This is a genomic window from Pseudomonas sp. BP8, from assembly GCF_017875955.1.
Lineage (GTDB): Bacteria > Pseudomonadota > Gammaproteobacteria > Pseudomonadales > Pseudomonadaceae > Aquipseudomonas.
Genome location: NZ_JAGINK010000001.1, coordinates 231391 through 255748 on the forward strand (window position 1 = coordinate 231391; position 24358 = coordinate 255748).

General features: G+C 61.7%; 20 protein-coding genes. 8 read left to right on the forward strand and 12 right to left on the reverse strand.

The window, feature by feature from the left end:
* Window positions 1-244 precede the first annotated feature (244 nt).
* The 4 genes from J3B00_RS01020 to J3B00_RS01035 all read right to left on the reverse strand — a co-directional run bounded on the left by J3B00_RS01020 (window position 245) and on the right by J3B00_RS01035 (window position 5682).
* On the reverse strand, window positions 245-1693 hold the full coding sequence (locus J3B00_RS01020) for a site-specific integrase (RefSeq protein ID WP_209862303.1): 1449 nt from the start codon (window positions 1691-1693) through the stop codon (window positions 245-247).
* A gap of 522 nt (window positions 1694-2215) precedes the next feature.
* Window positions 2216-2668 (reverse strand): DUF2442 domain-containing protein, encoded by a 453-nt coding sequence (locus tag J3B00_RS01025; protein WP_209862306.1) that lies wholly within the window; start codon window positions 2666-2668, stop codon window positions 2216-2218.
* Window positions 2656-2886, reverse strand: a complete 231-nt coding sequence (locus tag J3B00_RS01030) for a DUF4160 domain-containing protein (protein ID WP_209862309.1) — start codon at window positions 2884-2886, stop codon at window positions 2656-2658. Before J3B00_RS01030 ends, J3B00_RS01025 begins: the two co-directional genes overlap by 13 nt.
* A 501-nt stretch (window positions 2887-3387) precedes the next feature.
* Window positions 3388-5682, reverse strand: coding sequence for a TonB-dependent siderophore receptor (locus tag J3B00_RS01035; protein WP_209862311.1), 2295 nt, complete (start codon window positions 5680-5682; stop codon window positions 3388-3390).
* A gap of 138 nt (window positions 5683-5820) precedes the next feature.
* On the opposite strand from J3B00_RS01035, the gene J3B00_RS01040 reads away from it, so the two are divergent.
* Together J3B00_RS01040 and J3B00_RS01045 are read left to right on the forward strand one after the other, a co-directional pair.
* On the forward strand, window positions 5821-6528 hold the full coding sequence (locus J3B00_RS01040) for a response regulator transcription factor (protein WP_209862315.1): 708 nt from the start codon (window positions 5821-5823) through the stop codon (window positions 6526-6528).
* A 1-nt stretch (window position 6529) separates the two neighbouring features.
* Window positions 6530-7918 carry an ATP-binding protein gene (locus tag J3B00_RS01045; protein WP_209862318.1) on the forward strand — a complete coding sequence of 463 codons (1389 nt, stop codon included), beginning with the start codon at window positions 6530-6532 and terminating at the stop codon, window positions 7916-7918.
* Between the two features lie 336 nt (window positions 7919-8254).
* Here the strand turns inward: J3B00_RS01045 and J3B00_RS01050 are convergent, their stop codons facing one another.
* From J3B00_RS01050 to J3B00_RS01060, 4 genes are all read right to left on the reverse strand, one after another.
* Window positions 8255-9574 (reverse strand): OprD family porin, encoded by a 1320-nt coding sequence (locus J3B00_RS01050; RefSeq protein ID WP_209862321.1) that lies wholly within the window; start codon window positions 9572-9574, stop codon window positions 8255-8257.
* Between the two features lie 594 nt (window positions 9575-10168).
* Window positions 10169-10366, reverse strand: a complete 198-nt coding sequence (locus J3B00_RS26490; RefSeq protein ID WP_245362463.1) for a hypothetical protein — start codon at window positions 10364-10366, stop codon at window positions 10169-10171.
* Between the two features lie 382 nt (window positions 10367-10748).
* Window positions 10749-11855 (reverse strand): agmatine deiminase, encoded by a 1107-nt coding sequence (gene aguA, locus J3B00_RS01055; RefSeq protein ID WP_209862324.1) that lies wholly within the window; start codon window positions 11853-11855, stop codon window positions 10749-10751.
* Between the two features lie 172 nt (window positions 11856-12027).
* Window positions 12028-14928, reverse strand: a complete 2901-nt coding sequence (locus J3B00_RS01060; RefSeq protein WP_209862327.1) for an aminotransferase — start codon at window positions 14926-14928, stop codon at window positions 12028-12030.
* 186 nt (window positions 14929-15114) lie between these two features.
* Here J3B00_RS01060 and rfbC point away from each other — a divergent pair, with 186 nt between their 5' ends.
* The 4 genes from rfbC (at window position 15115) to J3B00_RS01080 (ending at window position 19422) form a co-directional block, all read left to right on the forward strand.
* Window positions 15115-15654: a dTDP-4-dehydrorhamnose 3,5-epimerase gene (rfbC, locus tag J3B00_RS01065; protein WP_209862330.1), complete on the forward strand. Its 540-nt coding sequence runs from the start codon at window positions 15115-15117 to the stop codon at window positions 15652-15654.
* Window positions 15655-15746: 92 nt separating this feature from the next.
* Window positions 15747-17561, forward strand: coding sequence for an ATP-binding protein (locus tag J3B00_RS01070; protein ID WP_209874493.1), 1815 nt, complete (start codon window positions 15747-15749; stop codon window positions 17559-17561).
* A complete protein-coding gene (locus J3B00_RS01075) occupies window positions 17558-18970 on the forward strand; it encodes a sigma-54 dependent transcriptional regulator (protein WP_209862334.1) in 1413 nt (470 codons plus the stop codon). The genes J3B00_RS01070 and J3B00_RS01075 overlap by 4 nt, the downstream gene beginning before the upstream one ends.
* Entirely contained in the window at window positions 18967-19422 is a 456-nt protein-coding gene (locus tag J3B00_RS01080) for a YiiD C-terminal domain-containing protein (RefSeq protein ID WP_209862338.1), read from the forward strand. The genes J3B00_RS01075 and J3B00_RS01080 overlap by 4 nt, the downstream gene beginning before the upstream one ends.
* On the opposite strand, the gene cysQ is transcribed toward J3B00_RS01080, so the two are convergent.
* Complete coding sequence (gene cysQ / locus J3B00_RS01085; protein ID WP_209862342.1) at window positions 19411-20238, reverse strand: 3'(2'),5'-bisphosphate nucleotidase CysQ; 828 nt, start codon at window positions 20236-20238, stop codon at window positions 19411-19413. The two genes, J3B00_RS01080 and cysQ, sit on opposite strands and share 12 nt — an antisense overlap.
* Window positions 20235-20801 carry an ADP compounds hydrolase NudE gene (gene nudE, locus J3B00_RS01090; protein ID WP_209862345.1) on the reverse strand — a complete coding sequence of 189 codons (567 nt, stop codon included), beginning with the start codon at window positions 20799-20801 and terminating at the stop codon, window positions 20235-20237. Before nudE ends, cysQ begins: the two co-directional genes overlap by 4 nt.
* A gap of 64 nt (window positions 20802-20865) precedes the next feature.
* Here nudE and yrfG point away from each other — a divergent pair, with 64 nt between their 5' ends.
* Window positions 20866-21528, forward strand: coding sequence for a GMP/IMP nucleotidase (yrfG, locus tag J3B00_RS01095; RefSeq protein ID WP_209862348.1), 663 nt, complete (start codon window positions 20866-20868; stop codon window positions 21526-21528).
* 15 nt (window positions 21529-21543) lie between these two features.
* Here the strand turns inward: yrfG and J3B00_RS01100 are convergent, their stop codons facing one another.
* Together J3B00_RS01100 and lysM are read right to left on the reverse strand one after the other, a co-directional pair.
* The gene (locus J3B00_RS01100) at window positions 21544-22455 is read right to left on the reverse strand and encodes an Abi family protein (RefSeq protein WP_209862352.1); all 912 of its coding nucleotides are present in this window, start codon (window positions 22453-22455) and stop codon (window positions 21544-21546) included.
* 453 nt (window positions 22456-22908) lie between these two features.
* Window positions 22909-23349 (reverse strand): peptidoglycan-binding protein LysM, encoded by a 441-nt coding sequence (gene lysM, locus J3B00_RS01105; RefSeq protein ID WP_209862355.1) that lies wholly within the window; start codon window positions 23347-23349, stop codon window positions 22909-22911.
* A gap of 174 nt (window positions 23350-23523) precedes the next feature.
* Between lysM and fdhD the strand changes: the two genes are divergently transcribed.
* On the forward strand, window positions 23524-24351 hold the full coding sequence (gene fdhD, locus J3B00_RS01110) for a formate dehydrogenase accessory sulfurtransferase FdhD (protein ID WP_209862358.1): 828 nt from the start codon (window positions 23524-23526) through the stop codon (window positions 24349-24351).
* Window positions 24352-24358: the final 7 nt, after the last annotated feature.

The following is a 24358-nucleotide window of genomic DNA, read 5'->3' on the forward strand; positions in this document are numbered from 1 at the left end:
TATTTGGGCTTATTCGCTGCTATTCACGGTTATGCACTGTTCCGACCTCGTTCCCGTATGGGCTTTGGAAGTGAACAAGGAGCGATACGCAGCAGCCTAGCGCGCCTGGATGATCATCATCGCTGCTGAAACCATCGGCGCCCAGGCATCTATGGATGGAATGGTGGATTGAGGCGGGAGCTCAAAATTTAGCTGCTAAATCAGCCCGGCTTCTTCAACTGCGAGAATGGGGCGCTGACATGCGTTACGGCTTTGGCCCAGCGTTTTTCTTGATACGCCGAGGCATTGGTAGCACATTGCTATCTTTCGTTTTCAGCTCGCCCAATACAACTGCCAACCCGAGCTCAAATTGCTCAAGTGCGCGGCGCTTCTCCGGTAACGCAGCTTCAGCGTTATTCCGATAGTGCTTCGAGACAACCCCTGTTTGGCCATGCGCCTGCAGAAGGTCAGACAGGCGATCATCAACACCGCACCGCTGCATAAGCTGGGTGCAAGTGCGGCGCAGGTCACGGGGCGAGAATGGCGACATCCGCACTCCATCGACCACAGCATGCTTGGAATCCATCCAATCCGCTATCGCATGGGTCGGACTACTGATAACGAAGGGCTGCTTGCCATGGGTGGTCCAAGGCCATTGATGGTCACCGCTGATTTCCAGCACGCGCCGCATGATAGAGATCGCACGATCCGAAAGCGGGACAAGGTGCGGCCGGCTCATGGTCTGCCCGCCCCTGCCTTTCCGGTGAACGAGCAGGACAGTGCCCGCGTCCAGGTCGTAGTCAGCCCATGTGGTTTCGATGATGTTCTTGATGCGCTGACCACCAGTCGCGATCACGAACTTGAACAGCAGTGCCATCACTGGACCAATGCCTTCTGTGTTCTCGATCGTCTGCCAAAAGTGCTTCAGCTCTGCATCCGAAAGCGCCCGTTCGACAGGAGCGGAGACCTTCTCCACCTTCACCATTGCAGCCGGGTTGGTCTCAAGGCTATAGACCTTTGCATTTGAGCGTCCTACGACGCTCTCAACTGTTAAGCCATGATTGAATGCCGCGACGAGGAAAGAACGCATCCGATCCGCTTGGACCTTGGAGCCACGATTCCAGATCGGGTTGAGGATGGTGAGGATATGCTCTGATCGAACATCCCGGGCCTTCATCTGCATGATCTCGGGATGGGGTGTTTCCAGATTGCTCTTGAACAAGCGCTCCAGCTCTTTCACAACGCCTATGGTCGCCTTGACCCGGCGTGACTCGATGTAATCCAAGAAAAGGTCATGGAAGCTGCCACGGGCTGCGTCTATCTCAGCCAAGCGCAAGTGTTCAAGTCTCTCTTGCTCCATCCGCGCAGCCGCATTCTCTTGCTCGATTTCGGCTGCGGCTTTCTGTTCAGCAACATACGCCAGGTACTTGGCTAGGCCTCCCGCAGCCGCGGCCTCAACGGAGATACGCATCGCCTCGGCCCGGATTCCATCAAGGGTATGCTCACCTGTCCCTACACGGGGCTTCTTCGAGAGCGTCCCCAGCACCAGCCTTTTGTCGCTGTCAGGTGTGCGCTCTCGGTAATAGGCCTGGATTGCACCTGATGCTTTGCGCTCAAGAAGCAGAGTGCCCTTTCCACGAGAACCCACCGGTTCAGACTGTCGGGTCTTTACGGAGTATGCCTCCATCTCAGTCATGCGCATGCGTTTAGCCATTTTTCCCCGTTACCTCCACGTTTTCCCCGTTCGATCCCCGTTTTCGATGCAAAGGTACGCTATCGGGTGAAACATAGAAAGACATCAAACCGGCGCTATAACTGGTCTTCTCTGGTAATCACGGCACCCCATGAGAATCGGTGACTTCTCAGAAATCATCAGAGCAAACGGCTTGTAATCAGTAGGTCCCGGGTTCGATTCCTGGTGCCGCACCATACGTAGTACTCAAGAGGCTCACCGAAACGTGGGCCTTTTTTTGCTTTCAGCTTCGCGATAGGGCTCAGTTGGCGAATTCCCCCAGCCTTGCGCGAGACGGGCACACAACCGCACGGGTGCATTTCAAATCGTAGGAAATGAGCTGGCTCACGCTACGAGGCAGCCATCGTAGAGAACTGGATTCGCAGCACGCCGCGTCTTCTATGGGAGCGGCCTTGTGCCGCGATAGGCCGCAGAGCGGCCCCGGCAATCTCAGACCAGAACAGCGAAAATTTCAAGCCCTCCGACAGAACTCAAAACGTCCTGTCAGGCGGCTCTCTGCTCCAAGATCTCCCACCCCAGGCAAGCCAGCGCCAATGTGCGCGGAACCGCATCACGACCACTGCTATAGCGGCTGATGCTACGGGCGCTGACTCCCAGCGCTTCGGCAGCCTGGTCGAGCGTCATCCGGTGGCGCAGACGCCAGCGAATGAAAATTCGGGTATTTTCATCAGGGGCGTTCTGGGCAAGCGCGTCCAGCAGCAGGGTATCCGCACCAATCTGAATATCCAGCGTCGGCCACTCCACCGACCATCCCCCGTCGCCCAATACGACCCCTTCAAACGCGTTTTGCTTGGACAGGGGCGCCAATCCTGGATACGCCTTGAGCGCATCGCTCATATCCAGGGTGAAATGCTGACCATTGGTAAAGGTAAGCTCAAGGTTGGCGCCCGATCTAGGCTGCACACCCTTCAGACGCGGACGTTTCATCGATGCCATTTCATCCACTCCTTCAACAAATCGACCTGATGGGTCGCGACCCAAGCCAGGGCTTCTTGCACCACTTTGGCAGGTGCTCTGCCTTGGGTAACAGTCAAAGATTCCAGACTGATCACCACGTCCACACCACCGCCCGTAAGGTGAACGTGCGGTGGTAGATGATCCCTTTCCCTTAGCTCAATGCGGTACTTGTCGCGAAATCGATATTTGGTAGACATGGCCTGATCGTATCGCCAATTTGGCGATACGGCAACCGGCGCAAACCCGCTGTGGGGTTATCCACAGCACCGCATGCTCCGTCTGTTACCCAAGGCGCACGCTAATCAATTTGCGTCTGGGTTGCGTATGCCGGGGCTGCTTTGCAGCCCTTTCGCGACACAAGGCCGCTCCCACAATGATGGCGCCAGCTTTTAGGTTTTGTGCAGGACAGTTGCTCACACACAGTCCGCGCATACCCTAGAGGAGGGGCGGGGCGGCGATCCGGCTTAGCCTGCGAAGAGGCCGGTCCAGTTGGGGTGGTGTATGGCACCGGCTTCGCCGGTTTCGCGGGGCAAGCCCGCTCCTACAGGGTTCGATCAGATCGATGAAGTAGCGTTCAGGGTGCGATTAAATCGATGAGTTAGCGTTAGTTCTGTGAGAGAAACTTGTGTCGCGAAAGGGGCGCTATGCGCCCCCAGCAATGCTGGCCTTTATGAGCAGGTCAGCGTATTACGCAGACCTCAAAACGCCGTACTCACCGTCAGCGACATGTTCCGCGGATCGCCATAAATAGCCCCTGCATAGAACCCATAGTTGCTGTAGTAGTGCTTATCAAACAGGTTATTGGCATTGAGGCTGACCGAGGTATCGTCAGTCAGCTGATACTTGGCCATGGCATTCCAGATCGCATACCCCGACCAGTTCACATCCGTAGCCCCCGAACTCGCGCCATTAACCGGCTGCCCAGCCGGGCTGGAAATCGCGCGGATGTTGCTCTGCGCAGACACCCCAGCGCCCACGGTCAGCCGATCCAGCGGCCCAGACAACCGATAGGTAGTCGATGCCTTGAACAAGTGCGAAGGGTCACTGCGCCCATCGCTGTCGACACGACGGAAATGCAGGTAGGTATAACCGGCATAAACATTCCAGCTATCAGTCAGCGCGCCCGCAACCTCCAGGTCGATACCATCAGTTTCCTGCCCGCTACCCGTGGTGTAGGCGTCACTGCCAGTCGGCGTCAGCTGGCCGTCGTCCAGCACCGCCTTGTTCTGCTGCTTGGTGCGGAAGTAGGCCGCCGAGGCGTTCAGGCGGCCGTCCAGCCAGGCGCCCTTGATACCGGTCTCGTAGCTCTGGCCACGAATCGGCTCGACCTTGGTGCCGCTGACGGTCTCTGCGCTTTGCGGGTTGAAGATGTCGGTGTAGCTGGCATACAGCGAGTAGCTGTCGTTGAGGTCGTAGACCACGCCCAGGTACGGCGTGACGATGCCGTGGTTCTGCTGGTTGCTGCGCACGTCGGCAACGCTGCGGGTGGTTGCCGAGTAGTCGGTGCTGCGCACGCCGGCGATCACCGACAGCGGGTCGGTAATGCTCAGGCGGGTGGCGGCGTACATGCCTTGCAGGCGGGTGGTGGTCTTGCTGTGGAGGCCAGTGCGCGAGGCGAGCATGTCGTAGTCGCTGTCCACGCCATTGCCCCAATTGCTCACCGGCAGGCCATTGTTGGCGCGGAACTGGCAGCCCAGCGCAGGCGCACTGGCTTGGCCATCGCCGACCATGGTGCAGGTGTACTGCGGCGACCAGGCCACGGTGCGGCTGTCGTTGTAGCCGACCATCGCCTGATGGGTGCGGCCAAACAGCTGGAACGGGCCCGACAAGTCGATCTGCGCCGACTGCTGGGTGGTGTCGGTGGAGCTGTGCAGGCCGTTGAGCACGGCGCCACTGCCATCCTGCTGCCAGTAGCCGCCATAGCTGCCGCGGCCGGCCGAGTTGACCTTGGCCAGGCCACGGTGATTGAGCGTCTCGCCTTCGCTCTGGGCAAGCTTGAGGTCCAGCGTCCAGTCGTTGTCGAAGTTGTGTTTGAGCGAGCCAAAGGTGGTGCGGGTGATGTACTCGCCAAAACTCCAGCTCGGTACCACGTTGGTGCTGCGCGGCAGGTCGGTCTTGCTGCCGTCGCGGTACCAGATGGGAATGTTCGCCCCCCAGCCGCCGCCGACCACTTTGCTGTATTCGTACTGATAACCGGCGCCGAGGGTGGTGGCGTCGTCCAGGTCGAACTCGAAGTTGGCCAGGGCCGCGCGGGAGCGTTCGGACTGGTTGTCGCGGAACGAGTTGCCGTCCTGCTGGGTCATGACGAAGCGCGAGCGCAGGCGGCCATCGGCAGACAGCGGCAGGTTCAGGTCGGCGCCCATACGGCGTTTGTCCCAGCTGCCATAGGTGGCGTAGGCGCTGCCGCCGAAGGTCTTGGTTGGCGCCTTGCGGATCAGGTTGACGGTCGCCGAAGGGTCACCGGTGCCGCCGAGCAGGCCGTTGGCGCCGCGGACGATGTCGATGCGTTCGTACAGGTCCATGTTCAGCGCATTGCCACCGCCACTGAAGTCAGAGCCGCCGGGAAACTGCAAGCCGTCGACCTTCCAGTTGGAGATCGAATAACCGCGGGCACGGAAGTCGGTGCGCCCGCCGACTTCCATCTTGCTCGCGCTGACCCCAGGGGTGGTTTCCAATGCCTGTTCGATCGAGTGGATATCGCGGTCGTCCATTTGTTGCCGCGTGATGCTGGTGACCGACTGCGGGGTCTGTCTGGGCGTCAGCTTCAGGCCCGTGGAGCTGCGCGAGCTCTCGACTGTGTAACCGAGTTGGCCGGCCGCGTCGGCAGATAACAGCGTGCTGTCTTCAATCTGTGTAGCATCCAGCTCCAGTGGCTGGCTGTCGGCAGCCGAGGCGTTCGCACTGCAGGCTGCAGCAATGCATAAAGCAAGCGGGGTGAGGCGACTGGCGCCACGGGCAAAGGATGACATGTTGTTCATGATGCTCTTCGTCATTGGGAAAGCGTCGTATTCGCAGATGATTTTTTGGTAGGATTCTAGGCCTGCGCCCACCGCACTCCATGCCCGGCATGTACGGGTATGTAATCGAATGTAATGAGCACTGCTGGCGCTCGATGAACAGGTACATAGGCAATGAGCACCACCCTGCTGGTCGTCGACGATGACGATGAAATCCGCGAACTTCTCTGCGATTACCTGAGCGATGCGGGTTATGCCGTGCTGCCGGCTGCGGATGGCGAGCAGATGCGCGAGCAGTTGGCGCAGCACAAGGTCGACCTGGTGGTACTCGACCTGATGCTGCCCGGCGAGGATGGCTTGAGCCTGTGTCGGCAATTGCAGGCCCAGCCGGGTCTGGCGGTGATCATGCTGTCGGCCAAGGGCAGTACCTTCGACCGCATCATCGGCCTCGAAGTGGGTGCGGATGACTACCTGTCGAAACCGTTCGAGCCGCGCGAGCTGATCGCCCGGATCAAGGCCGTGCTGCGCCGTCCGCAACGCCTCGAGCCGCCCGTCGAAGACGCGCCGATAGACGAACAGAGCTTCGCCGGCTACCGTCTCGATCACATCAAGCGCCTGCTGACCTGCCCCGACGGCCAGGCGCTGTCGTTGCCGCGCTCCGACTACCGGGTACTGCGCGAGCTGCTCGATGCCAACAACCGTGTGGTGTCGCGCGACCTGCTGACACGCAGCGCGTTTGGCCGGGATCACCTGCCCGATGACCGCTCGGTAGACATGTGCATCAGTCGCCTGCGCCAGCAGTTGCGGCGCAGCCCAGGAGGCGCGGTGCAGATCCTCACCATCCGCAACGAAGGCTATCTGCTGACCGGCGCGCCTAACTGACATGCGCCTGCCGGCCGCACTGCGCCGCCTGTGGCCAAAGACCCTGTTCGGCCAGTTGCTGTTGATCATGGTCAGCGGCACGTTGTTGATCCAGCTGATGTCCAGCAGCATCTGGTTCGATGTGCGCTTTGCGCAGGTACTGGAAGCGCCGGTGCGCTTGATCGCCGCGCGCAGTGCGCCGTTGATCGCCCAGGCGGACTGCCATGCCGGCACGCTGACGTTGCCCAATCACTACCGCCTGCGCTGCGCCGAAGCCCCGCCCGACGCTCAACCGGATAACCGTCGCGGCCGTCACCGAATAGAGCTACTGCTGCAGCAAGCGCTGGCCTATGAGTTGGGCCGTGACGCCCAGGCGCGCCTGCTCAAGGTGCAGCTCACTGATGAACTCGGCCAGCCGATTGTCTGGCGCAGCCTGTTTGGCTTGCGCACGGCCCAGGCGCACATCCAGTTTGCCGTGCCGCTGGCCGACGGCCATTGGTTGACGATTGATGGCGAGGAGCTGCAGGGCTGGAGCGGTGAATCGGCGTGGGCGTTGATCAGCGACTACCTGCTGCGGGTGTATGCCCTGCGCATCGTCGCGGTGCTGCTGGTGTGCCTTGTTGCCGTGCGCCTGTGCCTGCGACCGCTGCGCCGGCTGGCCGATGCAGCGCGCGGTTTGGGCAGCAACCTGGAGCAGGCGCCGTTACCGCTGGATGGCCCCGAGGAAGTGCGCCAGGCCGCCCAGGCCTTCAACGCCATGCAGCAACGGTTGATCGCCATGGTCAACGACAAGGCGTATTTTCTCGCGGCGGTCTCGCACGACCTGCGCACCCCGCTGACGCGGATGCGCCTGCGCCTGGAGCGGCTGGCCGAGAGCGAGCACAAGGAGCGCCTGCGGCAGAACATCGTGCAGATGGACGGGATGATCGGCCAGGTGCTGGATTACCTGCGTGCCGGCGAGCAGCAAAATTTGCAGCAGGTGGATCTGGACCGGTTGGTGGCGCGTCAGTGTGCCGAGCTGGCCACTGCGGACGAGCCATTACCGGTGCACGGCCAGGCGGGCACGGTCGAGGTCGATGCACTGCTGATGCAGCGTTGCCTGCAGAATCTGCTGGTGAATGCCCTGCGTTACGCCAACCAGGTCTCGGTGACCCTGGAAACGGCCATTAGCGGGGTGTTTATCCACATCGACGACCGCGGGCCGGGGATCGCGGCGGCGCAGCTGGACAGCATTACCGAGCCGTTCGTGCGCGGCGAAGGCTCGCGCAACCAGGCTTCGGGAGGGTATGGCCTGGGCCTGAGCATCGCCCAGCGGATCGCGGCCAGCCATGGCGGTGAGTTGTTGCTGAAAAACCGCGAGGGGGGTGGTTTGCGGGTCAGTGTGCTGCTGCCCAAGGGACAGGCCAATTAGGCCTTGCGAGGACAGTACTGCGGGGCTTGGCCAGTATCCTGCTTTCGCCATCCCGCTTCCATTCTCCGCCATCCCTCTGCCTTTCCCCACTCTCCTGTAGGAGCGGGCTTGCCCCGCGAACACCGGCGAAGCCGGTGCCATATACCCTCGTCGCCTGGGCTGGCCTCTTCGCGGGGCAAGCCCGCTCCTACAGGAGGGTGGGGCTGCTTATGGCACTTGCATACCCCGAAAACGAAATACCCCGGCATAGGGCGGGGCTGCTTATGGCATTTGCATAACTCCGAAAACGAAACAGCCCCGGCATAGGCCGGGGCTGCTGGAGACGCCAGGTCAGTATCAGAAGATGCTGATCGGGTACTCGACGAAGATGCGGACTTCGTTGCCGTCGTCGTTGTAGCCGTTCTGCTGCACTGCGTTGTTGGTACGCAGGAAGGAGCTACGCAGCTTGACCGAGAGGTCTTTGGCCGGGCCGTCCTGAACGACGTAACGGACCTGGTTGAAGATCTCGCGCTCTTTACCTTCGCCGAAGCCTTGCGGGTTGCTCAGGTTGCGGGTGTTGATGTTGTCACCCACTACGTAGGCCAGCTTGTAGGTCAGGCCAGGCACGCCGAACGCACCGAAGTCCAGGCCGTAGCCCAGTTGCCAGGAACGCTCGTCTTCAGCGTTGAAGTCAGACCAGTACGAGTTGGCCAGGTAGATGGTCGAACCACCGTCACCCACGCCGCCTTCGTTCTGGTACCAGCCGTAGTTGTAGCCAGTGCTGCCGGTGCTGCGCTGGTGCGCCAGGGTGAACGAGTGCGCGCCGTAGGCGTAGGTGGCTGCCAGGCTCCAGATGGTGTTGGAGTCGCCGTTCAGGCCAGCGGCACGTACGTACTTGTTGTTGATGTCCGACTTGTAGCCGTTGAAGTCCAGAGTCAGCGACTGGTCAGCGGCGATCGGGAAGACGTAGTTCAAGCCCAGGTAGTGCTTCTGCATCACGTCTTCGTTGTCTGCGGTGTACAGCGAAGCGGTGAAGTTGTCGGTGAACTTGTAGCTACCACCGAGCACGTTGATCGACTTCAGGCCACCGCTGTCACGGTGCTGGGCGCTCTTGCGCACTTCCTGGGTGAAGCGACCGGCGTTCAGCTCCAGGCCTTCGATCTCCTTGGAGGTGATCAGGGTGCCGGTGAAGCTTTCTGGCAGCAGGCGGGCGTCGTCGTACTGCAGGACCGGCAGGGCCGGCATCTGGTCACCGTACTTCAGCACGGTGTTGGAGATGCGGAACTTGACCGCGGCACCGCCACGGGCGAGGTCGTTGGCCGCGGCGCTCTTGCCTTGTGCATCGACGGTGTTTTCGCGCTTGAAGAAGTCGATACCGCCGCCACCGTTGTGGCCCTTTCCGCCGTCCAGACGCAAGGCGTACAGACCGAAGGCGTCGACGCCGACACCGACGGTGCCTTGGGTGAAGCCGGAGGAGAAGTTGGCGATGACTGCCTGACCCCATTGGATCTGGTCATCGGTACCGTGTTTCTTGTCACGGTTCATGTAAGCGTTGCGCAGCAGAACGTTGGCGTGGCTGTCTTCGATGAAGCCCTTGCTCTCGGCCTGGTCATTGGCCTGGGCCTGGGTCGCGGCAATCAGTGCCAATGCGACGAGGCTGATCCTGGTTTTCAACATGTTGTTCTTTTCCTTATGTCTTAATCAAAAACGCTCTGCATTTTGACGCCAGGAACCAACGCCCCTTCGTAGGTTCGACGCTATGCGGATCCAACTGGCAGGCACCGCCAATGGTCGTGGGGCGGGCCGTGCGCAGCAGCATGGCCAAGTCATGGCCGGCAGGCGTTGGCCGCATCCTATCCGTGTGTGATCAAGAATGTCAAAAAATCGTGAAATGCATGTCGATATAACCAAATTTTCGAGGCGATCCAGGGCATTTCGATGGAGATCAGCCGATGTGCTAGTCAATTTCTCTTACAGGCTGCGCTGATTTTTCCCACGGTCAGCCTCTTGGGTAAGGGATCAAGACTGTGATAAGCGCCGTGGTTTTAATAAGTAGATACAGATGTGAAGAGGAGTGAATAGGGTCAGCTGGGGATTGGCTTAGCCTGGTGGTGACAGGGACATGCAGCATTTGATGGGTTGGGGCTGCCGGCCTCTTCGCGGGGCAAGCCCGCTCCTACAGGTATCGCGTACTGTTGCCCCAACCCCGAAAACAAAAACGCCAGCGTAACCACGCTGGCGTTTTTTATTGTGTCTGGATGCCCTGCCCGCTCAATGCCATACAGCCATGAGCGCGTCGAGCTCGGCATCACTGATCAGGCCTTGCGGATATCGCCCATGCAAGAGACGGCGTGGATCGGTCGTCCTGACCCGTTTGCTTCCATGGTGTTTCAACCACTGCGTCAAAATTTTGAGCGATTCGTGATTCACTGCCGATGGGGGCAACGCCAACTCACTTGCTGCATTCATCTCCAAACATACTCCCTGGGCCCGTGAGCGGCTAACTTACGTGGGTTTTGTTACAGAACGGCAAAAGCTATCTGTTTGAAACGCAACGAAAAACAATACAAAACGTGTGCCATACCGTATGCCAGCCGTCGGCGCGCAATAAAAAGGCCCGCCATCGACGTAACGCTGTTCACTTAAGAATGCCGGGGCTGCTGTGCAGCCCTTTCGCGACACAAGGCCGCTCCCACAATGTCCGCGCACGCCCTTCAAATAGGGGTGTACACGATCAGCGTGGGAGCGGCCTTGTGTCGCGAAAGGGCCGCAAAGCGGCCCCAATGCAGGCGATGTAGAGCTTAAGTGAACAGCATTACCGTCATCGACGGGCCTTTTTATTTACCAGAGCTCAGCGCGTAAGCGGCGCCGGTTGCTGCTGAGTCAGGCAATGAATATTGCCACCCCCCAGCAACAGCTCACGACCCGGGATCATCACCACTTCATGGTTAGGGAAGATCTTCGCCAGAATCTCTCCAGCCTGGGCATCTGCCGGGTCATCAAAGCTTGGCGCAATGATCCCGCCGTTGACGATCAGAAAGTTCACGTACGAACCGGCCAGGCGCACCGACGGATCACGCTCCTGACTGCCACTCACCTGATCAACCCCAGCACACTCTTCTTCAGTGGCAAACAGCGGCCCAGGAATAGGCATCTTGTGCACCACGAACGCACGCCCCTTGGCATCGCGGGTGTTGTTCAACACCTCCAGGGCAGCATGGCAACGCGCGTAGTTGGGGTCGTTGGAATCATCAGTCCAGGCCAGTAACACTTCACCTGGGGCAACGTAACAGCAGAAGTTGTCGACGTGGCCATCGGTCTCGTCGTTGTACAAGCCATCCGGCAACCAGACGATGGTGTCCACCGCCAGTTGATCACGCAGGATCTGCTCGATCTGCTCGCGGTTCAGGTGCGGATTGCGGTTGCGGTTGAGCAGGCATTCTTCGGTGGTGATCAGGGTACCTTCGCCGTCAACGTGGATCGAACCACCTTCAAGCACAAAGCCCTCGGTCTGGTAACGCTGGCAGCACTCCATTTCCAGTACCTTGGCCGCCAGCGCCTCATCGCGGTTCCACGGTGCATAAAGGCCACCGTCGAACCCGCCCCAGGCATTGAAGCCCCAGTCCACGCCGCGCACTTCACCCTGATCGTTGGTCACGAAGGTTGGACCAGTGTCACGCACCCAAGCGTCGTCACTGCTGATTTCCACCACGCGGATGTTCGGCAGGTCGAGCTGACGGCGGGCGTTTTCGTATTGGCCAGCAGACACGCCGACAGTTACCGGCTCGAAACGGGCAATGGCCTTGGCCAGGGTCACGTGGGCCGCCTGCGCCGGCTTGCCGCCCAGCCGCCAGTTGTCTGGACGCTCAGGCCAGACCATCCATACCTGGGTCTGCGGCGCCCATTCGGCAGGCATGTGGAAGCCGTCGGCACGGGGAGTCGAAGTGAGGGTTTTCATCAGTGACCTCTGCAAGAACTGTCGGATGGTCCGGGCCGCGCAGCGGCACCATGGTAAGACGCCTAGTTATATCCGATAAATATCCGCATTAATAGCCAGGCGGACGACCGCCTGGCTATTAAAAATCGATTCATGCCGATATCAATCGATTTATAGACGGTTACATCTGTCGTTAGAGGCCCTCGTCCAGAATCCGATCCACACAATCGACAAAGTAGTCCACGCTCGCCCGGGTGGTGCACATGGGCGGTTTGATCTTGAGGATGTTCAAGTAGTCACCTGTCGGTTGCATGAAGATCCCCAGATCGCGCAGGCGGTTGCACAAGATCGTGGTCTCGGCACTGGCCGGCTCCAGCGTCTGCCGGTCACGCACCAGCTCAAGACCGAGATAGAAGCCCGAACCATGGACGGCACCCGCCAACGGATATTTATCGACCAAGCCCTGCAAGCGCGTCTTGAAATATCCTCCCACCTCGCGGGTGTTCTGCCACAGGCCTTCTTCCTGCATCACGTCGAGTACGGCCATGCCGATTCGGCAGCTGACCGGGCTGCCGCCGGCCGATGAGAAGAAATAACCCTCGGCTTCGAGCGCCTCGGCGATCTCGCGGCGGGTGATCACTGCGCCCAGCGGCTGGCCGTTGCCCATGCCCTTGGCCATGGTGATGATGTCCGGCACCACCCCCTGCTCCTCGAACCCCCAGAAGTAGTCGCCCAGGCGGCCATAGCCAACCTGTACCTCATCGGCGATACACACGCCGCCACGCGCACGCACCTTGGCGTAGGCGTCGCGCAGGTAGCCTGCCGGCAGCGAAATACCGCCCGCATTGCCATACACCGGCTCGCAGATCATCCCGGCCAACTGACGCCCCCGCGCATCGAGGTCGGCCAGCTTGGCGTCGACATCGCGCAGGTAGTCCGCGGCACTGTCGGCGCCTCGGTAGCGGCCGCGGAACGTATTCGGCGCCTCCACCGGGTGCACCCAGTCCGGTCGTGTTTGCAGCGCCTGCGGGTTGTCGGCAATCGACGTTGAGATCGCATCGGTGGCCACCGACCAGCCATGGTAAGCCTCCAGCACGCTGATCAGGTCGCGCCCGCCGCTATAGGCCCAGGCCAGGCGAATGGCCAGGTCGTTGGCCTCGGTGCCGCTGTTGACCAGAAACACCCGGTCAAAACCCGCCGGCGCCAGCGCCAGCAGGCGCTCGGAGAACTCGGCGATAGCCGCGTAATGAAAGCGCGAGTTGGTGTTGAGCAATGACCACTGGCGCGCCGACTCGGCTGCCATGCGCGGGTGACCATGGCCCAGCACCGCGACGTTGTTGAGCATGTCCAGGTACGAGCGGCCGTGCATGTCGATCAGGTAGTTGCGCCAGCCGCGCTCGATCTGCGGCGGGTTGGCGTAATAGTGCTTCTGCGAACGGGCGAAGCTGGCGTCGCGCCGCGCCAGCAATGCCTCTGGATCGGGCAGGGGTTCGGCATCACAGGCAAAGCCCAGCAAGGGCTGCGGTGACGGACACAAGGCCAGCCAGGCAGCGGCAATCGAGGGTTTGGCAAAGAACGGCGGCTGTAGCTGAACGTCACGGCACAACTGCACCTTGAGCAAGCCGCAGGCGGTCCCCAACGCTTGGCCCATGGCAACCGCCTGACCATCGCTTGGCGCATCCTCCAGGCCGCTGAGCCACAGGCTCCAATCGGCACTGCGCAGCACCCCGCGACCCTCGCCAAGGCGCTGCCAGACGCCCTCCTGCGGAGCCTGAACCAAGCAGCCCGAAGGTACTTTCAGTTCCACGCCCAACGCGCAGGTAGCCGGCTCGTCGGCACGGTCAACGTGCGTCTGCGACAGTCGGTACTGGCCATGCAGGCTGCACGCCGCACCCGGTTGAGCCGCCAACACGCTTTGATCGAAGCCGCGTTGCTCCCAGTTGCCCGCCTCGCAATGCGGGCTGAGCACGCCGAGATCGACCCGACTGACCGCTTGTCCGGCCAGCGCTGGCAGCAACGGTGCGCCGCCGGACAGCTGCAAGGGCGGCAATGAGTGGCCTGCGGCCTGGAGAATGGCGGCCTCCATCAGTGCCGCCGGCACCTGGCTGGCGGTGTCGAAAATTTCCCACTCGTGGGCAATGTTGTCGCGGATGTACTGGTTGTCTGGGTCGACCGCCAATTGCTGCTCGCTGCTCAACACCAACACGGCGGCGCGCAGCACCACCAGCGGCCACAGCGCTCGCAGCTCTGCCAGTTCCAGCGGATTGACGGTCTGGTAGGCGCTGACTGCCGGCAGGATGCGCAACGGGTCGCCTTCGGCGTGGTGCAGCAGCGCAGCGCAGGTCACGGACAGATCAGCGATGCGCCAGGTGCGCAGCAGGTCACCGAAGTCGATGACGCCCTGCACCTGCCATTCGCGTTCCTGGTCACGGCGCCAGACCACATTGTCATCGGTGATGTCCAGGTGCACGGCTTGGCTGGGCAGATGCTCCACCAGCGGTGCCAGGGCTTGTGCTGCCTGGCCAGTCACTTGCGCCAGACGATCGCGTCGCGCTGTATCGCTGATTATCGGCAACAAGTGGCCAATCAGTGCCTGGGCATGCTGCGGGTCCCATTGCAGGGTGCGCGTCAGGCCTGGGTGGTCGAAGCCGGCCAAGGCTTGGTCGACCCGAGCGCAGAGCGCGCCCAGTTCAGCCATCAGCCTGGCGGGCAAGTGCTTGAGGCGGGTCAGTGGCTGGCCCTCGAGGTAGCTGAGCAGGCGCACGCGCAGCGGCTGGCCGTCGACCTCCAGCGCCAGCAATGCCTGGCCGTTATTCGCAGGGCGAACATGGGGCACTGGCAGGCCTTGTTTGGCCAGGTACGCCAGGGCGGCGTGCTGCGCCTGCAATTCGACCTCGGCATAGCTGCCATGGCACGCCTTGAGGACGAAGCGGCCGGCCGCACTGTCGACACGCAGGTTGAGGTCTTGCTGGCTGCCCAGCGACTGCAGACTGCCCTCGAGATCGTAGTGCGCTCGCAACAGGGCATGGGCCTGGGCTTCGCTGAGCGAAGGGCTGGGCTGACTGGAGCGCTGGATCAGAGTGTTGAGGGGCATGAACGAGGGACCTCGGTTTTTTTGTCGCTTATATCGCCACCGATGCGGCAGATAAACAAGGGGAGCGTAAACAATTACGATCAGCTGTGATCTGGGCGGGCCTCCTACAGGTACTGTGCAGGGCCGCCCTACACGCAACAATGAGGCTATGCTCAAAACCAGCGCCCGCTGGCAGAGGATGCCCTCATGAACATCATCCAGACCGATATCCCCGACGTTCTGATCATCGAACCCCAGGTCTTCGAAGACAGCCGAGGGTTTTTCTTCGAGAGCTTCAATGCCCGCACCTTCAAGGAGCAGACCGGAGTTACCACCGACTTCGTCCAGGACAACCATTCGTTCTCCCGCCAAGGCGTACTGCGAGGCATGCACTATCAGCTGGTCAACCCGCAGGGCAAACTGGTCCAGGTGGTGCAAGGCGAAGTACTGGACGTGGCCGTCGATGTTCGTCTCGACTCACCCACCTTCGGCCGCTGGGTGTCGACCCGCCTCAGCGCTGCCAACCATCGCCACTTCTGGGTGCCACCAGGGCTGGCCCACGGCTTTCTGGTCCTCAGCGAGTCGGCAAACTTCCTCTACAAGACCACCGACTACTTCACCCCAGGTGCCGAGTACTGCATACGCTGGGATGACCCCGACCTGGCCATCGACTGGGGCGGCGTGCAGGCGCCAGTGCTGTCTGCCAAGGACCAGCTCGGGCGCTCATTCAGGGAGCTGTTCCCATGAGCCCGGGGAAGATCCTCATCTGCGCCAGCAAGCGCTCATCGACAGCATGAACTAGCGCATAATTGCCTCAGACTTTTCTGGCGCAACTGGCGATGATTCAGATTTCCACCCCACCCCGACGCCCCCGCTGGCGTAGCCTGGCATTGCTGGCCATCTGCCTGGCGCCGTTGCTCTGGCCGCTGCATCACCTGGCCGAGCGCTATTACCAGGACCGCCTGGCCTCGCAAAACCGGCAGACCCTCGACCTGTACGTGGCCAACCTGCTCGGCACCCTGCACCGCTACGAGACCTTGCCGCAGATCCTCGGCGAGCTGCCCGCGCTGCGCCAGGTGCTGGCCGACCCGTTCAAGCTGGAAGCGGTGACCAACGCCAATCGGCTGCTCAAGGACATCGTCCAGCAGACCGGCGCCGAAGTGATGTACCTGATGGACGTCAGGGGCAATACCCTGGCCGGCTCCAACTGGGACAAGCACGACAGTTTCGTCGGCCGCAATTTCGCCTTCCGGCCGTACTTCATCGAAGCCATGGAAGGTCGCCTGGGGCGCTTCTTCGGCCAGGGCACGACCTCGGCCAAACGTGGCTACTTCTTTGCCGCCGCCGTGCGTGTTCGCGATCGGGTGATTGGCGTACTGGTGGTCAAGGTTGACCTGGATCACACCGAAACGCTCTGGGGCCGTACGCCCGAGCAACTGCTGCTGACCGACCAGAACGGCGTGGTGGTACTCACCTCGCGGCCCGACTGGCGCTTTCGCGCAACGCGCCAGCTGACCTCGGCCGAACGCGAGGCGATGCTCGCCATCCAGCCCTACCCCACCCAGGCGCCGCAGCCGCTCAACCTCAATCCGGATGCCTGGCTGACGCAAACCCGCGACATCAAGGAAACCGGCTGGCAGGTGAGCATCCTCGCCCCGCACATCCTCATCGACCGCTCGGTGCAGACGGTCATGGCCATCGGCGCAGGCGCACTGCTGGTGCTGATACTGCTGGCCGGGCTGGTGATGCAGCGACGCCGCCACTACATCGACCGCATCGACCTCGAAGCCCGTGGCCGGCAAGACCTGGAAAAGCGCGTGGTCGAGCGTACCGCCGACCTCGAGGGCCTCAATACCCGGCTCAAGAGCGCCGTGCTCGAGCGCGAGAACGCCCAGCAAGAGCTGGTACGCGCCCAGGACGAGCTGGTCCAGGCCGGCAAGCTGTCGGTGCTCGGCACCATGTCGGCCAGCATCAGCCACGAGCTCAACCAGCCCCTGGCGGCGATCCGCAGCTACGCCGAGAACGCCGAGATCCTGCTTGACCACCAACGCACCGACGACGCTCGCGGCAACCTCAAGCTGATCGGCGAACTGACCGGGCGCATGGCCTCGATCATTGCCCACCTGCGCGCGTTCGCCCGCCGCGACCGGCACGCCCCGGAAAGCGTTGCCCTGCAACCCGCGCTGGACGACGCCCTGGCCCTGCTGGCCAAGCGCCGGCGGGCCATGGCCGTCGAACTGATCCGCGACCTGCCGGACGCGCCGCTATGGGTCCAGGCAGGCGAAACGCGTCTGCGCCAGGTGCTCGGCAACCTGCTGGCCAACGCCCTCGACGCCCTCACCGAAAAAGCCAACCCACGCAAACTGTGGCTGAGTGCGGAAAAGCGCGACGACACCGTCTACCTGTACATTCGCGACAACGGCCCGGGCTTTACCCGGCAAGCCCTGGAGCGTGCCAAAGAGCCGTTCTTCACCACCAAGACCCGTACCCAGGGCCTGGGCTTGGGCCTGGCCATCTGCGAAAGCCTGATGCGCACCCTCGGTGGCGAGCTGCTGCTCGGCAACCACCCTGAAGGCGGCGCCTTGCTCACCCTGCAGATGCGCGTGGCCAAGCCCGGCGCCACCCTGCCCACTTCGGAGGACCCCTCGGCATGACGCCCGAGACTTTGATCGACAGCCACACCCAGGTGATCCTGGTCGACGACGACCCGCACCTGCGCCAGGCCTTGGGCCAGACCCTCGACCTGGCCGGGCTCAAGGTGGTCACCCTGGCCGATGCCCAGGGCCTTGCCGAACGCATCGAGCCAGACTGGCCGGGCGTGGTCGTCAGCGATATCCGCATGCCCGGCATCGATGGCCTGCAACTGCTCGAACACCTGCGCGGGCGCGACCAGGAGCTGCCGGTGCTGCTGATTACTGGCCACGGCGACGTGCCGCTGGCAGTGCAGGCGATGCGCGCCGGGGCCTATGACTTTCTCGAAAAACCCTTCGCCAGCGATGCCCTGCTCGACAGCGTGCGGCGGGCGCTGGCCCTGCGTCGGCTGGTACTGGACAACCGCAGCCTGCGCCTGGCCCTGAGCGACCGCCAGCAGTTGTCGACGCGCCTGGTCGGCCAGTCACCGGCCATGCAGCGCCTGCGCGAACAGATCGGCGCCCTCGCCGGCACCCGTGCCGACGTGCTGATCCTCGGTGAGACCGGCGCCGGCAAGGAGGTCGTCGCCCGCGCCCTGCACGACCTGTCGAGCCGCCGCGACGGCCCGTTCGTGGCGATCAACGCCGGCGCCCTGGCCGAATCGGTGGTCGAGAGCGAACTGTTCGGCCATGAGCCCGGGGCCTTTACCGGGGCGCAGAAGCGGCGTATCGGCAAGTTCGAGTTCGCCAACGGCGGCACACTGTTTCTCGACGAAATCGAGAGCATGAGCCTGGATGTCCAGGTCAAGCTGCTGCGCATGCTCCAGGAGCGAGTGGTCGAGCGTCTCGGCGGCAACCAGCTGATCCCGCTGGATATCCGCGTCATCGCCGCGACCAAGGAAGACCTGCGCCAAGCCGCCGACCAGGGCCGTTTCCGTGCCGACCTGTATTACCGCCTGAACGTCGCCCCGCTGCGCATCCCGGCGCTGCGCGAACGCGGCGACGATATCCTGGTGCTGTTCCAGCATTTCGCCGACGCCGCCAGCCAGCGTCACGGCCTAGCGCCGCATAGCCTGCAACCGGGACAACGGGCCATGCTCCTGCGCCACGCCTGGCCGGGCAACGTGCGCGAATTGCAGAACGCCGCCGAACGCTTCGCCCTCGGCCTCGAACTGGCCCTCGACGGCCAACCGCCGGCCGCCGCGCCGAGCGCCGAGCCGCTGCTGAGCGGCAACCTCAGTGAGCAGGTCGAGCAGTTCGAGCGCTCACTGATCGCCGCCGAACTGACCCAACCGCACAGCTCCATGCGCAGCCTCGCCGAAGCACTGGGTATCCCGCGCAAGACCCTCCACGACAAACTGCGCAAGCACGGCCTGAGCTTTGCCGACAGCAATGGCGGTGGCGCTGACGATCACGAGGAGCAGCGCCCATGAACAGCGACAGCCAGTACCTGCAAGGGGTATTGCACAGCGACATCCCCCTGACCCGCGAGATGGGCCTGGAAGTCATCGCCTGGGAGGATCGCTGCCTGCGCCTGCAATTACCGCTGGCAGCCAACGTCAATCACAAAAGCACCATGTTTGGCGGCAGCCTGTACTGCGCGGCGGTGCTGGTGGGGTGGGGCTGGTTGCACCTGCGCTTGCGCGAGGCAGGGATCGACGATGGGCATATCGTCATTCAGGAGGGCCAGATCAGTTATCCGCTGCCCGTCACCGGCGCTGCAATTGCCTGCTGCGCAGCGCCAGACGACAAGACCTGGGAGCGTTTCGTCACCCTCTACCAGCGCCGCGGCCGCGCACGCCTGACGCTTGAGACGTTGGTTACCAATGCTGGCAGCGATGAGCCCGCAGTCAGGTTCAGCGGGCAATACGTGCTACATCGTTGAGGCGAGTTGGATCAGCGCCTGCCGCCAGCTGGCGGTGCGTGGTAAGGCCAGGAAGAATGGATTGAGCAGCGATTCACGCGGCGGGTAACGGAATGCTTGGCCATCCAGGCTGATCACTTCGCCGCCCGCGCCTTCCAATACGCCCTGGGCCGCGGCGGTATCCCACTGCGAGGTCGGCGCCAGGCGCGGATAGCAATCGGCAGCGCCTTCGGCCAACAGGCAGAACTTCAGCGAACTGCCGATGTTGGCCAGCGCCAGCTCCCCCACCGCTCCGCTCAGGCCGGCCAACAGCGCTTCTTGTTGCGGGCTGGAGTGACGCCGGCTGGCGACCACGGTAAAGCGCTCACCCGCGGGAGGCGTCGTGCGTACCTGAATGCGCTGCGCCTGACCGTCTCGGTCTGCACGCCAGGCACCCAGCTCGCGTCCGCCGAAATAGCAGCGGCCATTGGTCGGCATCGCCACCACGCCGAACACCACTTCACCCTGCTCGATCAGCGCGATGTTGACGGTAAATTCTTCGCTGCCGGCAATAAATTCCTTGGTGCCGTCCAGCGGATCGACCAGCCACCAGCGCTGCCAGCCTTGCCGTTCGGCCAGGGCGATCTCGCAGTCTTCCTCGGACAACACCGGAATCTGCGGCGCCAGCGCCCGCAGGCCATCGGCGATGACATGGTGCGCAGCCAAGTCGCCGGCAGTCACCGGCGAATCGTCGGCCTTGGCCGTGACCGCCACGTCGGCGCGCCAGAACGGCAGGATCGCCTCGCCGGCGAGCTGGGCGAGCTTGACCGTTTGGTGCATCAGGTCGAGATCGTTCATACGCTGAGCAGCCCGCGCTGGGTGAGCATGTCGCGCACCAGGTACAGCGCTGCCAACGCCCGGCCCTCAGTGAACTGCGGATGCATGGCCAAGGCCGACAGCTCGCGCAGGTTGACCTTGTCGACGCGCATCGGCTCGGGCTCGTCGCCCTCCAGGCGCTCTTCGTAGAGGTCGGTGGCCAGCACCACCTGGATCTTCTGGCTCATGTAGCCCGGAGACAGCGACAGTTCGGTGAGGTGCTCAAGCTGGCGTGCGCCAAAGCCGGCCTCTTCCTTGAGCTCGCGGTTGGCCGCGGCGAGCACGTCCTCACCCGGCTCGATCAGGCCCTTGGGCAGCGACAGCTCGTATTCGTCGGTGCCACCGCAGTATTCCTCGACCAGAATCGCATGCTCGGCGTCGAGCAGCGCCACGATCATGACCGCACCGTAGCCATTACCCCGACCGACCAGGCGCTCGTAGGTCCGTTCGGTACCGTTGGAGAAGCGTAACTGCACGGCTTCGACACGGAACAGACGGCTACTGGCGACGATTTCGCGGCTGAGGACGGTGGGTTTCTGGCGCATGGGGCGGCTCCTTGGCGTGAACGGGTTACTATACCGTGGCTAGCCGACTGATCGAGAGTTTCCCATGCCGCTTCTTCCCTGGTCTGCCATTGATACCGTCCTGCTGGATATGGATGGCACCCTGCTCGACCTGCATTACGACAACCAGTTCTGGCTGGAGCACCTGCCCCAGCGCTATGCCGAGCTGCATGGCGTGAGCCGAGCGATGGCCGAGATGGAGCTGCAGCCGCTGTTCGAACGCAACGCCGGCACGCTCAACTGGTACTGCCTGGATTTCTGGAGCAGTGAGCTGAAGCTGCCGATCCGTGAATTGAAGCAGGAGATCGCCGACCTGATCGCCCTGCGCCCGGATGCCGACACCTTCCTGGCGGCCATTCGCCAGGCGGGCAAGCGCGTGGTGATGATCACCAATGCCCATCGGGATTCGTTGTCGCTCAAGCTGGAGCGGATCGAGCTGGCGCCGTATTTCGAACGGCTGATCAGCTCGCACGACTATGGCTACCCGAAGGAGAGCGCGCAGTTCTGGGATGCGTTGCAGGCGGATATCGGCTTTGACCCAGGGCGCAGCCTGTTTATCGACGACACCCTGGCGATCCTGCGCAGTGCGCAGCGCTTTGGAGTGGGACACCTGCTGGCGGTGCGCCAACCGGACAGCAAGGCAGCCCCACGCGATACCCAGGAGTTTGCTGCGGTTGAGGATTATCGGGCGTTGCTTGAGGGGTTGTGAGGCTAGCAGGACAGGTCACCAACCTTCAGCCTCGGTTCTCCAGTGTTCCGGAAAGCCCAGACGCTGGAAGTGAGACACGCCATATCTGTCTTCCATCAACGCAAGCCTATCCTTGAAGGTTCCGTCAAACCCAATGGCGCGGAGAAGTACATGAACGACTGTGAGTGAAGCGTAAACCGTCTTGTTGTCCGTGAACTTAATATTCTTACGTTTCAAATTTGTCGGGGAAACGCCAATTTTGACATCGATGAAGCGGTCATGGTGTGCCGCCATATTTCGGAGCACTGTTAGTGTATGCAGCCAACTTTCAAACACTTCAACCTGAGTTATCCCAAATTTTGATGAGATCATTCTTCGATCTGCCGGGTCTCTCAACATGGCGAATATTTTTGACCATGTTCCCAGCGTCACGCACTCACTCATAGCCCAACTGGGTGGAAGATAAGGGTCCTCATAGCTGTCATAGTAAGCCTTTATATAGAGTCGAGCTGACGCACGCTCGACCTCGCTTTCAATCTTTGACAGCATCTGACCAATGCCATTTCGTCCTTTCGGGGCAAATATCTCTGACTTCAAATACCAGTGCGGCGAATATTTAAGGCTCAGCAGATTGCAGATCACACTGCGCACCGCTACTTCCAAGCGTTCTGCCGACTCCATGAGAATCGCCCGAATTTCCCGATCACATTCATAACGCTCAAAAATTTTCTCAAACGTCGTGTTCGGCAAGAACATTTTGCTCACTCGGTCCTGCATTTGGTACCAATACCCCTTCAGGCGGAAATGGCCAACAAACGCGATATATTTAAGCGCCAGGCTCTCGTTGCTGACAATCAGGCCTTGCGACTTCAGCTTTTCGAGCAGTGCTTGAGGCGTGCGAGCGTTTTTTGCGAATGGAGGCTTTTTCAAGAGAGCCGTCTTGGCCATGCTCAAAATCCAGGCAAAAAAAACTCGCCTTTTGCACGCCTGCTTTGAAGCAGGACCCTACCCGTTGGGCAGGACGTGTGGCGAGTGTGTTGGGTTCAGGCTATCCAAAGCGGGTGTCGACGTCAACGCCTGACAAGTTAGCCCATGATGGGTGGCGAGCATACTGACCACCTTGGCATTGTTCACCGTTACGATGAAACGTTGCCTGCTACCCAACAGATTACTAGAGGAGCACTTACGAAACTGGAGGTTCTTTAGTCAGTGCCTTCAGCGCTGGGGTGTAGGATATTTCTCAACTGAAACGAGATGCTTCAGCGTATGGATGACATCGAGACTGCGATCCTACAGGGTTCTGCTAAATCAATAAGTTAGCGTTAGCTCTATGAGAGCAGCCTTGCCGGAGCGCCGGACCGGTCGAAAGGGCTGCTTCGCAGCCCCAACCCGGGCGACGCGTTAATCAGGGATGCGCAACACCTGCCCCGGATAAATCTTGTCCGGATGCGACAGCAGCGGCTTGTTCGCCTCGAAGATTTTCTGGTACTTGTTCGGGTCGCCATACTCCCGCTTGGAAATGGCACTCAAGGTGTCACCCTTCTCGACCGTGACGAACCTGGCCGCCTGTGCCACCGGCCCGGTCACGGTAATCTGGTCGTCGACACTGGCCACCCCACTGATGTTGCCCGCTGCCAGGATGATCTTCTCTTTTTCCTCCTGGCTCGCCACCTCGCCTTTGAGGATGATCTTGTCGCCCTCTACAGTGGCGGTGATATTCGGGTTACCCAGCCCCACCTTGCTCACATGCTCCTTGAGCTGCTCCTCGGCATTGGCATTGCCAGGGGTCAGCAGGTCGATCAACTTCTCGCCGGCTTCCTTCACGAAACTGAACAGGCTCATGACGCGCTCCTCGTTGATGAATCCATGGACACAGGAGTCTAGGCCAGCTTTGCCGCGCCCGCTCGACTGCGACCAATCGACGCGCTCTATCAAGGCATAGAACCTAGCGATTAGACGGCGCCAGCCCACCGGCCTAGGCTTGGGGTAGTAAAAAACCGTCGGTAACCCGCCCTGATGAACAGCAAACCTCCGGTCTGCTCGGCATCTACACCACTGTCCTTGCCAGCCGCCAGCAACCGCTACGACTACATCCAGCTCAGCGATGCTGCGCGCGCCAGCACGCCACTCGCCGAGGAAGTCGCCCTGGCCATCGCCTTCAACGGCCTCAACCAGGCGGTGATGCTGGTCAGCCCAACCGACCTGGAAGACTTCGCGGTCGGCTTCAGTGTGGGCAGCGGTATCGTCGAAGGCGTCAGCGAAATTTACGACATGGCGTTTTCAGGCTCTGGCTCGGCGCTGTATGCCGACCTGCAGATTTCCAGCCGGGCGTTCTGGAATCTGAAAAACCAACGCCGGCAGTTGGCCGGCACCAGCGGCTGCGGCCTGTGTGGCGTCGAGGCCCTGGAGCAGGCGCTGCCAGAGCTGGCCACGTTGCCGGGCGCGCCACTGCCGCCCGTGCACTGGCTGAAAGACCTGCGCCAACGCATCGAGCCATTCCAGCCGCTGGGCCAGCACTGCGGGGCAGTGCATGCCGCGCTGTTCATGAATAGCAACGGTGAGCTGCTGCTGGGCCGCGAAGACATCGGCCGGCACAACGCTCTGGACAAGCTGATCGGCGCTCTGCTGCGTCAGCAGATCGACACCCGGGGTGGCCTGGCCATCGTTACCAGCCGCTGCAGCCTGGAGTTGATCCAGAAGGTCCTGCGCGCCGGCATCCAGACCCTGGTCAGCCTCTCGGCGCCCACCGGGCTTGCCCTGCAGTGGGCGCGCAAGCACAACCTCAACCTTATTCACTTGCCCAAACACAGTGCACCACGGGTGTTCAGCCCCGTGCCGGAGTAGAGTCGAC

Bases quoted from the DNA above. Each gene is read 5' to 3' on its own strand.
- J3B00_RS01020 (WP_209862303.1), bottom strand. From the start codon at position 1,693: ATGGCTAAACGCATGCGCATGACTGAGATGGAGGCATACTCCGTAAAG.
- J3B00_RS01025 (WP_209862306.1), bottom strand. From the start codon at position 2,668: ATGGCATCGATGAAACGTCCGCGTCTGAAGGGTGTGCAGCCTAGATCG.
- J3B00_RS01030 (WP_209862309.1), bottom strand. From the start codon at position 2,886: ATGTCTACCAAATATCGATTTCGCGACAAGTACCGCATTGAGCTAAGG.
- J3B00_RS01035 (WP_209862311.1), bottom strand. From the start codon at position 5,682: ATGACGAAGAGCATCATGAACAACATGTCATCCTTTGCCCGTGGCGCC.
- J3B00_RS01040 (WP_209862315.1), top strand. From the start codon at position 5,821: ATGAGCACCACCCTGCTGGTCGTCGACGATGACGATGAAATCCGCGAA.
- J3B00_RS01045 (WP_209862318.1), top strand. From the start codon at position 6,530: ATGCGCCTGCCGGCCGCACTGCGCCGCCTGTGGCCAAAGACCCTGTTC.
- J3B00_RS01050 (WP_209862321.1), bottom strand. From the start codon at position 9,574: ATGTTGAAAACCAGGATCAGCCTCGTCGCATTGGCACTGATTGCCGCG.
- J3B00_RS26490 (WP_245362463.1), bottom strand. From the start codon at position 10,366: ATGAATGCAGCAAGTGAGTTGGCGTTGCCCCCATCGGCAGTGAATCAC.
- aguA (WP_209862324.1), bottom strand. From the start codon at position 11,855: ATGAAAACCCTCACTTCGACTCCCCGTGCCGACGGCTTCCACATGCCT.
- J3B00_RS01060 (WP_209862327.1), bottom strand. From the start codon at position 14,928: ATGCCCCTCAACACTCTGATCCAGCGCTCCAGTCAGCCCAGCCCTTCG.
- rfbC (WP_209862330.1), top strand. From the start codon at position 15,115: ATGAACATCATCCAGACCGATATCCCCGACGTTCTGATCATCGAACCC.
- J3B00_RS01070 (WP_209874493.1), top strand. From the start codon at position 15,747: ATGATTCAGATTTCCACCCCACCCCGACGCCCCCGCTGGCGTAGCCTG.
- J3B00_RS01075 (WP_209862334.1), top strand. From the start codon at position 17,558: ATGACGCCCGAGACTTTGATCGACAGCCACACCCAGGTGATCCTGGTC.
- J3B00_RS01080 (WP_209862338.1), top strand. From the start codon at position 18,967: ATGAACAGCGACAGCCAGTACCTGCAAGGGGTATTGCACAGCGACATC.
- cysQ (WP_209862342.1), bottom strand. From the start codon at position 20,238: ATGAACGATCTCGACCTGATGCACCAAACGGTCAAGCTCGCCCAGCTC.
- nudE (WP_209862345.1), bottom strand. From the start codon at position 20,801: ATGCGCCAGAAACCCACCGTCCTCAGCCGCGAAATCGTCGCCAGTAGC.
- yrfG (WP_209862348.1), top strand. From the start codon at position 20,866: ATGCCGCTTCTTCCCTGGTCTGCCATTGATACCGTCCTGCTGGATATG.
- J3B00_RS01100 (WP_209862352.1), bottom strand. From the start codon at position 22,455: ATGGCCAAGACGGCTCTCTTGAAAAAGCCTCCATTCGCAAAAAACGCT.
- lysM (WP_209862355.1), bottom strand. From the start codon at position 23,349: ATGAGCCTGTTCAGTTTCGTGAAGGAAGCCGGCGAGAAGTTGATCGAC.
- fdhD (WP_209862358.1), top strand. From the start codon at position 23,524: ATGAACAGCAAACCTCCGGTCTGCTCGGCATCTACACCACTGTCCTTG.